Source organism: Ancylobacter moscoviensis, assembly GCF_007559435.1.
GTDB classification, from domain to species: Bacteria; Pseudomonadota; Alphaproteobacteria; order Rhizobiales; family Xanthobacteraceae; genus Ancylobacter; species Ancylobacter moscoviensis.
Window position 1 is genome coordinate 779,045 of record NZ_VMBP01000001.1, and the last position, 12,774, is coordinate 791,818.

General features: G+C 68.4%; 15 protein-coding genes. 7 read left to right on the forward strand and 8 right to left on the reverse strand.

Annotated features, from left to right (window positions below):
* Positions 1-137 precede the first annotated feature (137 nt).
* From argB to dapE, 4 genes are all read left to right on the forward strand, one after another.
* A complete protein-coding gene (gene argB / locus FO470_RS03620; RefSeq protein ID WP_144341538.1) occupies positions 138-1,031 on the forward strand; it encodes an acetylglutamate kinase in 894 nt (297 codons plus the stop codon).
* Positions 1,032-1,039: 8 nt separating this feature from the next.
* Positions 1,040-1,765: a pyrimidine 5'-nucleotidase gene (locus FO470_RS03625; RefSeq protein ID WP_144341539.1), complete on the forward strand. Its 726-nt coding sequence runs from the start codon at positions 1,040-1,042 to the stop codon at positions 1,763-1,765.
* A 176-nt stretch (positions 1,766-1,941) separates the two neighbouring features.
* A complete protein-coding gene (gene dapD, locus FO470_RS03630; RefSeq protein ID WP_144341540.1) occupies positions 1,942-2,784 on the forward strand; it encodes a 2,3,4,5-tetrahydropyridine-2,6-dicarboxylate N-succinyltransferase in 843 nt (280 codons plus the stop codon).
* A gap of 7 nt (positions 2,785-2,791) precedes the next feature.
* The gene (gene dapE / locus FO470_RS03635; protein WP_186291858.1) at positions 2,792-3,979 is read left to right on the forward strand and encodes a succinyl-diaminopimelate desuccinylase; all 1,188 of its coding nucleotides are present in this window, start codon (positions 2,792-2,794) and stop codon (positions 3,977-3,979) included.
* A gap of 1 nt (position 3,980) precedes the next feature.
* On the opposite strand, the gene FO470_RS03640 is transcribed toward dapE, so the two are convergent.
* Entirely contained in the window at positions 3,981-4,289 is a 309-nt protein-coding gene (locus tag FO470_RS03640) for a hypothetical protein (protein ID WP_144341542.1), read from the reverse strand.
* A gap of 149 nt (positions 4,290-4,438) precedes the next feature.
* Between FO470_RS03640 and FO470_RS03645 the strand changes: the two genes are divergently transcribed.
* From FO470_RS03645 to FO470_RS03655, 3 genes are all read left to right on the forward strand, one after another.
* Entirely contained in the window at positions 4,439-4,906 is a 468-nt protein-coding gene (locus FO470_RS03645) for an NUDIX hydrolase (RefSeq protein ID WP_246659461.1), read from the forward strand.
* A gap of 74 nt (positions 4,907-4,980) precedes the next feature.
* Positions 4,981-5,406: a TIGR02301 family protein gene (locus FO470_RS03650; RefSeq protein ID WP_418655032.1), complete on the forward strand. Its 426-nt coding sequence runs from the start codon at positions 4,981-4,983 to the stop codon at positions 5,404-5,406.
* 155 nt (positions 5,407-5,561) lie between these two features.
* The gene (locus FO470_RS03655) at positions 5,562-5,834 is read left to right on the forward strand and encodes a hypothetical protein (RefSeq protein ID WP_144341543.1); all 273 of its coding nucleotides are present in this window, start codon (positions 5,562-5,564) and stop codon (positions 5,832-5,834) included.
* A gap of 238 nt (positions 5,835-6,072) precedes the next feature.
* Here the strand turns inward: FO470_RS03655 and rpsU are convergent, their stop codons facing one another.
* The 7 genes from rpsU to dnaK form a co-directional block, all read right to left on the reverse strand.
* Positions 6,073-6,306 carry a 30S ribosomal protein S21 gene (gene rpsU, locus FO470_RS03660; RefSeq protein WP_144341544.1) on the reverse strand — a complete coding sequence of 78 codons (234 nt, stop codon included), beginning with the start codon at positions 6,304-6,306 and terminating at the stop codon, positions 6,073-6,075.
* 227 nt (positions 6,307-6,533) lie between these two features.
* A complete protein-coding gene (locus tag FO470_RS19840; RefSeq protein WP_144341545.1) occupies positions 6,534-7,154 on the reverse strand; it encodes a DUF1330 domain-containing protein in 621 nt (206 codons plus the stop codon).
* 38 nt (positions 7,155-7,192) lie between these two features.
* Complete coding sequence (gene pyrF / locus FO470_RS03670; protein WP_144341546.1) at positions 7,193-7,903, reverse strand: orotidine-5'-phosphate decarboxylase; 711 nt, start codon at positions 7,901-7,903, stop codon at positions 7,193-7,195.
* Between the two features lie 18 nt (positions 7,904-7,921).
* Positions 7,922-8,506: an NADPH-dependent FMN reductase gene (locus FO470_RS03675; RefSeq protein ID WP_144341547.1), complete on the reverse strand. Its 585-nt coding sequence runs from the start codon at positions 8,504-8,506 to the stop codon at positions 7,922-7,924.
* Between the two features lie 48 nt (positions 8,507-8,554).
* Positions 8,555-9,190, reverse strand: coding sequence for a class I SAM-dependent methyltransferase (locus FO470_RS03680; RefSeq protein WP_144341548.1), 636 nt, complete (start codon positions 9,188-9,190; stop codon positions 8,555-8,557).
* Between the two features lie 142 nt (positions 9,191-9,332).
* Complete coding sequence (gene dnaJ, locus FO470_RS03685) at positions 9,333-10,481, reverse strand: molecular chaperone DnaJ (protein ID WP_144341549.1); 1,149 nt, start codon at positions 10,479-10,481, stop codon at positions 9,333-9,335.
* 230 nt (positions 10,482-10,711) lie between these two features.
* Complete coding sequence (dnaK, locus tag FO470_RS03690) at positions 10,712-12,610, reverse strand: molecular chaperone DnaK (protein WP_144341550.1); 1,899 nt, start codon at positions 12,608-12,610, stop codon at positions 10,712-10,714.
* Positions 12,611-12,774 lie beyond the last annotated feature (164 nt).

The window sequence follows — 12,774 nt, forward strand, 5'->3', positions numbered from 1 at the left end:
GCCATGGCGCGGACATGACCAGGAGATAGGGCGATGCGGCGATTGAGAAGCGTCATCGAAATCGGCTAGAAGGGCTCGCCCCAACCGGCCGCTACCGCGGCCCCGTCCGGTTTCCTGCCCGCGCGAACGGATCTGCCATGTCCGCTGAGATTATCGACGATCACACCAAGGCTCGCGTGCTGGTGCAGGCGCTGCCGCACATGCAGCGCTACGACGATGCCGTCATCGTGGTGAAGTATGGCGGTCATGCCATGGGCGACGAGCAGGTGGCGCGCGATTTCGCGCAGGATATCGTCCTGCTCGAGCAATCCGGCGTGAACCCGGTGGTGGTGCATGGCGGCGGTCCGCAGATCGGCGCCATGCTGGCCAAGCTCGGCATCAAGTCCGAATTCGCCGCCGGCCTGCGCATCACCGACAAGGCCACCGTCGAGATCGTTGAGATGGTGCTGGCGGGCTCGATCAACAAATCGCTCGTCGGCTTCATCAACGAGGCCGGCGGCAAGGCGCTCGGCCTGTCCGGCAAGGACGGCAACATGGTCGTCGCCTCCAAGGTGACGCGCAGCGTCCGCGACCCGGATTCCAACATCGAGCAGGTGATCGATCTCGGCTTCGTCGGCGAGCCGGAGAAGGTGGACACGACCGTGCTCGACCAGATCCTCGGCCGCGAGCTGATCCCGGTGCTGGCGCCGGTCGCCACCGGCGAGGGCGGCGGCACGTTCAACGTCAACGCCGACACCTTCGCCGGCGCCATCGCCGGCGCGCTCGGCGCCAAGCGCCTGTTGCTGCTCACCGACGTGCCGGGCGTGCTCGACCGCGACAAGCAGCTCATCAAGGAGCTGACCATCGCGCAGGCGCGGGCGCTGATCGCGGACGGCACCATCTCCGGCGGCATGATCCCGAAGGTGGAGACCTGCATCTACGCGCTGGAGCAGGGTGTGGAGGGCGTCGTCATCCTCGACGGCAAGGTTCCGCATGCCGTGCTGCTGGAGCTGCTGACCGACCACGGCGCCGGCACGCTGATCCGGCCCTGAGGCGCACCATGTCCGACGGAAACCGCGTGATCGAGCCCGCTCCGGTCGATTTCTCGCATGTCGACACCTGGGTCTTCGATCTCGACAACACGCTCTATCCGCCGGGCCTCGATCTGTGGCGGCAGATCGACATGCGCATGCGCAGCTACATCGCCGACTATCTCGGCCTGTCGCTCGACGACGCCTTCGCGCTGCAGAAGGACTATTACCGTCGCTACGGCACCTCGCTGCGCGGGCTGATGATCGAGCACGGCATGGACCCGGACCCGTTCCTCGCCAATGCCCATGCCATCGACCTGACCTCGCTCGATCCGGCGCCGGAGCTGGGCGCGGCGCTGGGCGCGCTGCCCGGCCGCAAGCTGGTCTACACCAATGGCTCGCGCGGTCATGCCGAGCAGGTGCTGGCCAAGCTCGGCATCTCCGACCGCTTCGCCGACGTGCACGACATCGTGGCGGCGGAGTTCCATCCCAAGCCGCAGGAGACCGCCTATCGCGGCTTCCTCGCCCGGCACGACGTCGATCCCGGCCGCGCGGCGATGTTCGAGGACCTCGCGCGCAACCTCGAAGTCCCCCGCCAGCTCGGCATGCGCACCGTGCTGGTGGTGCCGCCGGGCCTCGCCGTGAGCCCGGCCGACCGCGAGGCGTGGGAGCACGAGGGTCGCGACGGCGATCATATCGACGTGGTGACGGACGACCTCACCGGCTTCCTGAACAGTCTCAGGGTCGGTTCCTAGGTTCGACGTCATGCCCGGGCTTGTCCCGGGCATCCACGCCTTGTTCTCTCCGATGAAGACATGGATGGCCGGGACAAGCCCGGCCATGACGGTGCATGGGCGCGACGCGTTCAACAACGCCGTTGACAGAAGCCGCCCGCAACCGGACAAGACGCGCCGGACAGCGGGAGAGTGACATGTCGAGCCAGCTTCAGAGCACCATCGAGAACGCCTTCGAGAACCGTGCCGAGGTCAATTTCGAGACCGGCGGCGAGATTCGCCATGCGGTGAACGAGGCCCTCGCGCTGCTCGATGCCGGCAAGGCCCGCGTCGCCGAGCCGGATGCGTCCGGCAACTGGGTCGTCAACCAGTGGCTCAAGAAGGCGGTGCTGCTGTCCTTCCGTCTCAACGACATGACCGCCATTCCCGGCGCGCCGGGGGGTGCCCACTGGTGGGACAAGGTGCCTTCCAAGTTCGAGGGCTGGGGTGATGCCGAGTTCCGCGCCGCCGGTTTCCGCGCCGTGCCGGGCGCGATCGTGCGCCGCTCGGCCTATGTCGCGCCGAATGTCGTGCTGATGCCCTCCTTCGTCAATCTCGGTGCCCGCGTCGATTCCGGCAGCATGGTCGACACCTGGGCGACGGTCGGCTCCTGCGCGCAGATCGGCAAGAACGTTCACCTGTCGGGCGGCGTCGGCATCGGCGGCGTGCTGGAGCCGCTGCAGGCCGGCCCGGTGATCATCGAGGACGACTGCTTCATCGGCGCCCGTTCCGAGGTCGTCGAGGGCGTCATCGTCCGCAAGGGCTCGGTGCTTTCCATGGGCGTGTTCATCTCCGCCACGACCAAGATCGTCGACCGCGCGACCGGCGAGGTGTTCGTCGGCGAGGTCCCGGCCTATTCAGTGGTGGTGCCCGGCGCGCTGCCCGGCAAGCCGCTGCCGAACGGGCAGCCCGGTCCCTCGCTCTACTGCGCGGTGATCGTGAAGCGCGTGGACGAGCAGACCCGCTCCAAGACCTCGATCAACGATCTGCTCAGGGACTGATCCGATGATGGCGGCGAAGGCGGACCCGGTCGATATTCTCAGGACGCTGATCCGCTGTCCTTCGGTCACGCCGGAGGAGGGCGGGGCGCTGGCCTGTCTGGAAGCCCTGCTCGGCGCCGCCGGCTTCGTCGTCCATCGGGTGAAGCTCACCGGCCCCGACACGCCGGACGTGGAGAACCTCTACGCCCGTTTCGGCACCAAGGGGCCGAACCTGTGCTTCGCCGGCCATACCGACGTGGTGCCGCCGGGCGATCTGACCCATTGGCGCTTTCCACCCTTCGAGGGCGCCATTCATGGCGGGTTGATCTATGGCCGCGGCGCGGTGGACATGAAGGGCGGCGTCGCCGCCTTCATCGCCGCCGGCCTCGACTTCGCCAATGCCCACGGCAAGGCCGGCGACGGCGCCCTGCCGGGCTCGATCTCCTTCCTCATCACCGGCGACGAGGAAGGTCCCGCCATCAACGGCACGGAGAAGCTGCTGCGCTGGCTCGCCGACCGCGACGAGCGCATCGACCATTGCGTGCTGGGCGAGCCATCGAGCCGCGCCGTGCTTGGCGACATGGTGAAGATCGGCCGTCGCGGCTCGCTTTCCGGCACCCTGACGGTGCATGGCAAGCAGGGCCACGTCGGCTATCCGCATCTCGCCGAGAACCCGATCTCCGGCATGGTGAAGCTGCTGGCGGCGCTCACCGCCGAGCCGCTGGATTCCGGCACCGCGCATTTCCAGGCGTCGAATCTGGAGGTCGTCTCGGTCGACGTCGGCAATCCGGCCTTCAACGTCATTCCGGCCGAGGCGCGGGCCCGCTTCAACATCCGCTTCAACGATCTGTGGACGCCGGCCACGCTCTCGGCGGAGATCGAGCGGCGCCTGAACGCGGCGGCGGGCAACGGCGTGCGTTTCAGCCTCGCCTTCGAGGCGCGTTCCTCCGACAGCTTTCTCACCGCGCCCGGCGAGTTCGTCGATCTGGTGACGCAGTCCATCACCGCGACCACCGGTCGAACGCCCGAGCTGTCCACCACCGGCGGCACCTCCGACGCCCGCTTCATCAAGGATTACTGCCCGGTGGTCGAATTCGGCCTCGTCGGCACCACCATGCATGCGGTGGACGAATCGACGCCCGTCGACGAGGTCGAGGCGCTCACCCGCGTCTATGCCGGCATCATCGAGCGCTATTTCGCCGCCTTCGGCCGCTGAGCTACTTGCTCCGCAGCGCCGGCGCGAGGGGATCCACGCGGGCCGAGCCCGAGATGCCGGTCGCATAGGCGTCGCTCTGGACGCCACCGGTGATCTTCACGCAGGTGGACGTGCCGGCGACGCGGGCGAAGCCCGGGCCATGGCTGGCGCAGATCGGGTCCGGCCTGGCGTCGGCACTCGCGCCCGGAGCCGGCGTGCCGGTCTGCGCACGGGCCGGGAGGCCGGCGGCCAGTGCGGTCGCGAGCGTGGCGGCAAGGGTCGCCCCAAGGAGCGCCTGCCGCCTGCCGGTGCGCGACATCGTCTTCCGCATCCTTGCCTCCCGCGTTCCGCATCGCTCGCCGATGCCGGAAAAATCTCCGTTCCGATTGCGGCCCCAATCGGGCGCTGTCAACGGGCGGTGCGGACGAAATCCGTTAGGATGGCGCCGATTCGTCCCCGCCCTTCTTCGGAGGCACGCCCATGTCGCACGCCATGTCGCACGCCGCATCGACGGTGGTCCGGCCGGTTCTCGCGGCGAGCACCGCCGTCTTCCGCGACGGACAGGTACTGCTGGCGCGCCGTGGCCAGAAGCCTTCACCCGGCTTGTGGAGCCTGCCGGGCGGCCGGGTGGAGCCGGGGGAGACGCTCGCCGCCGCCGCCGCGCGCGAGGTGATGGAGGAGGTCGGCGTCTCCTGCGAGATCCTCGGCGTCGCCGGAGCGCTGGACGTCATCCAGCACGATCCGGCCGGGGCGCTGGCGGCGCATTTCGTGGTGGTCGGCCACGCGGCACGCTGGGTGTCCGGCGAGCCGGCAACCGGCCCGGAGGCCGCGGAGGTCGGCTGGTTCGATCCGCAGATGCTGCCGGACGCCACGACGCCCGGTCTTCAGGGCATCGTCGATGCGGCATGGCTCGTCGCGCTTGCCGCCGAGGGGCCGGAGGCGTTGTGACCGGGGCCTTGACGCCCGCGCCCACGCGGCGCACCACAGCGGCCATGACGCCTGCGATCACGACACCCGCCGCCATGAGGCCCCCCGTCATCCGTAAACGGGTGTCCGTCCTCGTGCTGATGCTCGGCCTCGTCATGGGCGGGCCGCTGCCGGGCCTGGTGGCGCCGGCGGCCGCGCAGACGACGCAAGGCGGCGCGCCGCCCTATGAGGGGGATCTCCTGCGCCTCGCCGAGATCCTCGGCGCGCTGCATTATCTTCGTCCCCTGTGCGGTGCGGCGGAAGCCACGCGCTGGCGCGACGAGATGCAGGGGCTGGTCGACGTGGAAGCGCCCTCCGGCGACCGGCGCGGCCAGCTCATCGCCGCCTTCAACAATGGCTATGAGAGTTACCGGCAGGTCTACCGGAGCTGTACGCCTTCCGCCGAACTGGCGAGCCAGCGTTATCTGGAGACCGGCGCCAAGCTTTCGCGGGACATCGCGGCGCGCTACGGCAGCAACTGAGCGGGCGGCTTTGCTGCCACAGTCCTTTATGATTGTGCCGCCCTGTCGCATTTTTGCCGCGGCATATTAACCGTCCTTCAATTCTTGGGGGGAACGGCCCGCGCAACGTGCTAGGGTGCCTTCGGAGCGTGTCGCTCGCACGCGGAGGATCCGTCTTGTCCCAGCTTCCGGAAACGCACGACATCGATGGCAAGGCCGATCAGGCCCATGAGGATGAGCGCCACGCGGCGCTTGCCTATCTCGATGAGGCGTGGAACGAGGCGGTCTATGACGGCCTCGACGAGGACTGCCTCGCGCAGGCGGCGCTGTTCACCGCCATTCGCTCGATGGTCGCCACCTATGGCGAGGAAGCCGCCGCGAGCTTCGCCGAGCGCCTCGCCGGGCGCATCAGGGCTGGTGAATACACGGTGCCGTTCAACCGGCAGTGAGGCCCTCGCGATAGGGCGTCAGCCCCGCTCCAGCGCGAAGCTGTCGAGCCCGCCGATATCGGTTTCGATCCGGCTCCAGCCGCATCTCGCATGATAGGTCGCGTTCGTCGCGTCCGCGCCGGGATCGTTTGCGATCAGCCCTAACGACAAAAAGCGCAGCGACCTCCGTCACTGCGCCTTGCGTCATGTCGATGGCCCCGCGCCGTTGCGCGGACGGGCCCGAAGGCCCGAACCGGCCTCAGCGGCCAGCCGGCTTCGGCTTGGACGGCAGAAGACCCTCGCGCTGGGCGCGCTTGCGAGCCAGCTTGCGGGCGCGACGGATGGCCTCGGCCTCCTCGCGGGCGCGCTTCTCGGACGGCTTCTCGTAGTGACCGCGCAGCTTCATCTCGCGGAAAATGCCTTCGCGCTGCATCTTCTTCTTCAGCGCCTTCAGAGCCTGATCGACGTTGTTGTCCCGAACGAGAACCTGCACGTGTCTTCCTCTTCGTGCTTCGCTTTCGCGTATACGTTGAATTCCGGCGATCGGCGCGGGCGTCTCACGAGGCTCGCGGGGCGGCGGGCAGCCGATCAAGGTGTGCGCACATAGCAGGACTCCTCCGGCTTGTCCACAGCCCGCCGCGATTCACCCGTCCCCGAGGAAGCCCGGTTGCTGGCCCTGCTATCGCTTCCGGCTTCGCCGGGTTCCCTACTGCCCGCCGGTCAGGCGCCGTGGATGGCGATGACCTCGGCCACGGCAGCCTTGGTGCGGAAGGACAGCGCCTGCTGGTATTCCGGCGAATGGTAGCAGGCGAGGGCGGTCGCATAGTCCTTGAAGGCGACGAGCACGTTGCGCGAGCGCGCGGTGCCGTGCACCGCCTCGTGCTGTCCGCCGCGCACCAGGAACCAGCCCTGATACTTCTCGATAGCGGCGGCATCGGCCGCCACATAGGACTTGTAGGTCTCGAGGTCGTGCACGTCGATGCGCATCACCCAATAGGCCGTGCCGGGGCCTTCGGCCGGGCCGGAGATGACGCTCGCGGCCGGCTGGGCGCCCTCATAACCCTCGATCACCAGATGTTCGCCTTCCGAGGAGGCGACGCGGTGGGTGTAGGCTGCCCGATATTCCGGCGAATTGTAGCAGGCGAGAGCGGTGGCGTAGTCCTTGAACTCGACCACGACGTTGCGCGAGCGCGCCACGCCTTCCAGATCGGCGAACTCACCGCCGCGCACGAGGAAGCGCCCGCCAAAGGACGCGATCGCCGGCTCGGCGCCTTGCAGATACGGCTTGTAGCCGTCGGCATCGGTCACATCGAGACGGCTGATCCAGTAGCCCTTGGCCATTGTGCTTCTCTCCTTGCGGTGTTCGGGAAAAGGCAGGTTCAGGCGACCGCGCGGGCGATCTCGGCCTGGACCGCCCGGGCACTCGCGCCGGGGTCGGGCGAGGCGACGATCGGCCGGCCGACCACCAGATAGTCGGCCCCGGCGCGGATCGCGGCGAAGGGCGTGGCGACGCGCTTCTGGTCGCCGGTGGCGGCGCCGTCGGGCCGTACGCCGGGGGTGACGATCACGCCCTTGGCCCCCAGCGCGGTGCGCACGGAGGCGGCGTCCGTCGGTGCGCAGACGATGCCGTCGACGCCGATCTCGCGCGCCTGCGCGACGCGGGAGGCAACGGTGGCGGCGACGCCGCCCGCATAGCCGGCCTCGGCGAGGTCGGCCTCGTCATAGGAGGTCAGCACGGTGACGGCGAGGATGCGCAGCGGGCTGGCGCCCTTGCCTTCCATGGCCGCGCGCATGGTCTGCGGATAGGCGTGCACGGTGGCGAAGCTGGCGCCGAGCGCCGCGAGGCTGGCGACGCCGCGCGCCACCGTGTTGCCGATGTCGTGCAGCTTGAAGTCGATGAACACCTTCTTGCCGTCGGCGACCAGCTCGCGCGCGAGGCCGAGGCCGCCGGCAAAACCCAGCTCATAGCCGATCTTGTAGAAGGTCGCCGCGTCGCCGATGCGGGCGATGATGCTTTCCGCCGTGCTGACCGACGGCAGGTCGAGGGCAATGATGAGCCGGTCTCGCGGATCGGGAAAGGTCGCGCTCATGGCAGATGTCTCCGCGGCTCAGGCGCGCAGACCCGCCCGCAGCGCCGCCTGCTCGATAAGCGTTGACATCACCGCGCGCAACCTTTCCTGCGCGCGGGCGTCCTTCAGATCGCCGCTTTCGGCGAAGGCGCCCGCCGCGCCGGCGACCATCACCTGCTCCGCCAGCACGAGGCAGCCGAGGCCGAGCGCCAGCGTCTGGCGCAGCATCATCGAGGCGCGATAGCCGCCGAGGCCGCCCGGAGAGGAGGAGCCGATGGCGTAGACGGGCCCCTTGAAGGCGTCGCCTTCGCCGCCCTGCACGCGGCTTGCCCAATCGATGGCGTTCTTGAGCAGCGGCGGCAGGCCGGCATTGTATTCGGGGGTCGCGATGAACACGCCATCGGCCTGCGCGAGCTGGTCGCGCAACTGCTTCGCCGCCGCCGGCACACCCTGCGCGGCTTCCAGGTCGCCGTCATAGATCGGCATCGGATAGTCGGCGAGGGAAAGCAGGACCGGCTCGCATTCCATCAGCGCCAGTTCCTTCGCCGCGAGGGCGGCAAGGCTGGCCGAGAAGGAACCGGTGCGGATCGAACCGGCAAAGACGACGATACGCGGAGCGCGCATGGGAGTTCCTTCCGACGGCGTTGGGAGGCGATGGCCGGGCGGGCCGCGTCAGCCGGCGGCGGCGCTCAGCTCGCGGGCCGGTGCGTGAGCCTCGTGTGCACGATAGACCCAAACCCGCGCCGGCGGGAGGTTGGCCCACACGCGCGGGCTCACATGCGCCTCGAAGCGCGCCGGCGTCAGCGGCACGGGCGAGACCACGGCATAGGTGAACTGGATGAAGGGCGCGCGCGGCCGCATCAGCCCGAAGGCCTGCTCGAGCAGGTCGAAACGCTCCGGCGCCGGCCGGGTGAACAGCGGCAGGCTGGAGACCACCGCCACGGCCGGCTTGTCGAGGCCGCCGTCCAGCGTGCTCGTCATGTCGTAGGCATCGCCGCGAATGACGGTCACGCCGGGGAAGCGCATGCGCAGCAGCGAGCAGAATTCGGGATTGTATTCGATCAACGTCAGGCGCTCGGGCGCCACGCCCCGCTTGATGAGCGCCGCCGTCACCGGCCCGGTGCCCGGACCGAGCTCGATCACCGGACCGTCCTCGCGCGGGTCGACATAGTTCGCCATGGTGCGGGCGAGGGCCCGGCCCGACGGCGAGACGGCCCCGGTTCGAAGCGGATTCTGCAGCCAGGACTGGAGGAAGCGAACCTCGTCGGGACGCTTTTTCGACGTCGAACAGGCGGAGCGATGCAGCATGCGACTTCTATTCCGGTGAGCAGTTGCGGGGCCGCGGTCGGACACAGGCAGGCGTGACGGTAATGAGTCGATGGCAACACTAGAGAGCTTGGCGCTCCGTGTTAAGGCCCCCGGATGACGCAGTGATTACGTTCGCACGGGCTTAATCGGCGTCGCCGGCAAAAAAGTCCTTCACCTTGGCAAAGAAGCCACTCGATTCGGGGTGCGTGTCCTTCGAGCATTCGGTGTCGAATTCGGCCAGCAATTCACGCTGACGTCGCGTCAGGTTCTGCGGCGTCTCGACGACGACCTGCACATACATGTCGCCGCGGTTGCGGGTACGCAGAACCGGCATTCCCTTACCGCTGAGGCGGAAGCGCTTGCCCGACTGCGTGCCTTCCGGAATCTTCACCTTGGTGGTCTCGCCGTCGATGGTCGGCACCTCGCAGGCGCCGCCGAGCGCGGCGGTGACCATCGAGATCGGCGCGCGGCAGAACAGGTCCGCCCCGTCGCGCTGGAAGAAGTCGTGCGGCGCGATGGACAGGAAGATGTAGAGGTCGCCCGGCGGCCCGCCGCGCACGCCGGCCTCGCCCTCATTGCCGAGGCGGATGCGCGTGCCGTCCTCGACGCCGGCCGGGATGGCGACCTGAAGCGTGCGCTCCTTGGTGGTGCGTCCCGCGCCCGCGCAGGCCGGGCAGGGATCCTCGATCACCTGGCCGCGTCCCTGGCAGGAGGGGCAGGTGCGCTCCAGAGTGAAGAAGCCCTGCGCCTGGCGGATGCGCCCGCTCCCCGAGCAGGTGCGGCAGGTGGTCGGCTGGGTGCCGGGCTTGGCGCCGGTGCCCGAGCAGGTCTCGCAGGTGATGGAGGTGGGCAGGCGGATGGTGGCGTCCTTGCCGGAGAACGCCTCCTCCAGCGTGATTTCCATGTTGTAGCGCAGGTCCGCCCCGCGCTCGCGGCCGCCACTGCGGCCACCGCCGCGCCGTCCGCCGCCGCCGGCCATGCCGAACAGGTCGTCGAAGATGTCGGAGAAGGTCGAGGCGAAGTCCGCGCCGAAGCCGGGCCCGCCCGGTCCGCCGCCCATGCCGCCGTCGAAGGCCGCGTGGCCGAAGCGGTCATAGGCGGCCCGCTTCTGCGGGTCCTTCAGGCAGTCATAGGCCTCGCTGATTTCCTTGAAGCGGACCTCGGCCTCGTCATTGCCGGGGTTCTTGTCCGGATGCCACTTCATGGCGAGCTTGCGGTACGAACTCTTCAGTTCGCCGTCATTGCAGGTCCGGGTGACTTCGAGGATTTCGTAATAGTCGCGTTTGGACATGGGTCGATATGCCGTCGCTTCCTTTGCCGCCGCGATCTGCCGCCACCGGCAGGCGGGCGGCGGCACGGGTCAGAACCGGCACGCAGGAAAGCTGCCGGAAAACGCACCCGCCCTGTTCGCACCGGCGGGAGCTTCCGTCGCGCCTTGGCGCGAAACACACGGCAGATCGCGCTGCCGTACAGAAATCCGCCCCCGGAACGGATTCCGGGGGCGGGATTGTCGCGGACCGGTCAGGCCGACTTCTTCTTGTCGTCGTCGACCTCGGTGAACTCGGCGTCCACCACGTCGTCCTTCGGCGCGGCACCGGCGTCGCCCTCGCCGCCCTGCTGGGAGGCGTACATCGCCTCGCCGAGCTTGAGGGAGGCCTGCGCCAGAGCGTTGGTCTTGGCGGCGATCGCCTCGGCGTCGTCACCCTCGATGGCGGTCTTGAGCTCGGCGAGAGCGGTCTCGATCGCGCCCTTCTCGGCCGCGCCGACCTTGTCGCCATGCTCGGCGAGCGCCTTCTCGGTCGAATGCACCAGCGCCTCGGCGTGGTTCTTCGCCTCGACGACGGCCCGGCGCTTCTTGTCTTCCTCGGCGTGCGCCTCGGCGTCCTTCACCATCTTGTCGATGTCGCTGTCGGAGAGGCCACCGGAAGCCTGGATGCGGATCTGCTGCTCCTTGCCGGTGCCCTTGTCCTTGGCCGACACGTTGACGAGGCCGTTGGCGTCGATGTCGAAGGCGACCTCGATCTGCGGCACGCCGCGCGGCGCCGGGGGAATGCCGACGAGATCGAACTGGCCGAGGATCTTGTTGTCCGCGGCCATCTCGCGCTCGCCCTGGAAGACGCGGATCGTCACCGCGGTCTGGCCGTCCTCGGCGGTCGAGAAGGTCTGGCTCTTCTTCGTCGGGATGGTGGTGTTGCGGTCGATCAGGCGCGTGAACACGCCGCCCAGCGTCTCGATGCCGAGCGAGAGCGGGGTCACGTCGAGCAGCAGCACGTCCTTGACGTCGCCCTGGAGCACGCCCGCCTGGATCGCGGCGCCGATGGCGACCACCTCATCCGGGTTGACGCCCTTGTGGGGCTCCTTGCCGAAGAACTGCTTCACCACTTCCTGGACCTTGGGCATGCGGGTCATGCCGCCGACGAGGACGACCTCGTCGATCTGCCCGGCCGAGAGGCCCGCATCCTTGAGCGCCTTCTTGCAGGGCTCGACGGTGCGCTGGATCAGGTCGTCCACCAGCGCCTCGAACTTGGCGCGGGTGAGCTTCATGGTGAGGTGCTTCGGGCCCGAGGCATCCGCCGTGATGAAGGGCAGGTTGATCTCGGTCTGCGTCGCGGAGGACAGCTCGATCTTGGCCTTCTCGGCGGCCTCCTTCAGCCGCTGGAGGGCGAGCTTGTCGTTGCGCAGGTCGATGCCCTGCTCCTTCTTGAACTCGTCGGCGAGATAGCTGACGAGCCGCATGTCGAAGTCTTCGCCGCCGAGGAAGGTGTCGCCATTGGTGGACTTCACCTCGAACACGCCGTCGCCGATCTCCAGCACCGACACGTCGAAGGTGCCGCCGCCGAGGTCGTAGACCGCGATGGTGCCGGCCGACTTCTTGTCGAGGCCGTAGGCGAGCGCGGCCGCGGTCGGCTCGTTGATGATGCGCAGCACTTCGAGGCCGGCGATGCGGCCGGCATCCTTGGTGGCCTGGCGCTGGGCGTCGTTGAAGTAGGCGGGGACGGTGATGACGGCCTGCGTCACCTTCGAGCCCAGATACGACTCCGCGGTCTCCTTCATCTTCTGCAGCGTGAAGGCGGAGATCTGCGAGGGCGAATATTTCTTGCCGTCCGCCTCGACCCAGGCATCGCCATTGTCGGCGCGCACGATCTGGTAGGGGACAAGCTTCTTGTCCTTCTCGACCATCGGGTCGTCATAGCGGCGGCCGATGAGGCGCTTCACCGCGAAGAAGGTGCGCTCGGGATTGGTGACCGCCTGGCGCTTGGCCGGCTGGCCGACGAGGCGTTCGCCATCCTCGGTGAAGGCGACGATGGAGGGCGTGGTGCGCGCGCCTTCCGCGTTCTCGATCACCTTGGGGCTGCTGCCTTCCATGACGGCGACGCAGCTATTGGTCGTACCGAGGTCGATGCCGATGACTTTAGACATATTGTTTCTCCTTCCGGCAGGCCGGCCGGACCTTCTCGAAGCGTCCACCGAGAAATGATGGGGTCTTGCCCCGCCATTCCCCCGAACCGGCCCCCAAACAATAGGGTACGGCGCTCAGCGCACCGTTCGAGGCCGATATAGGGGGCTGCCGTTTCCGCCGCAAG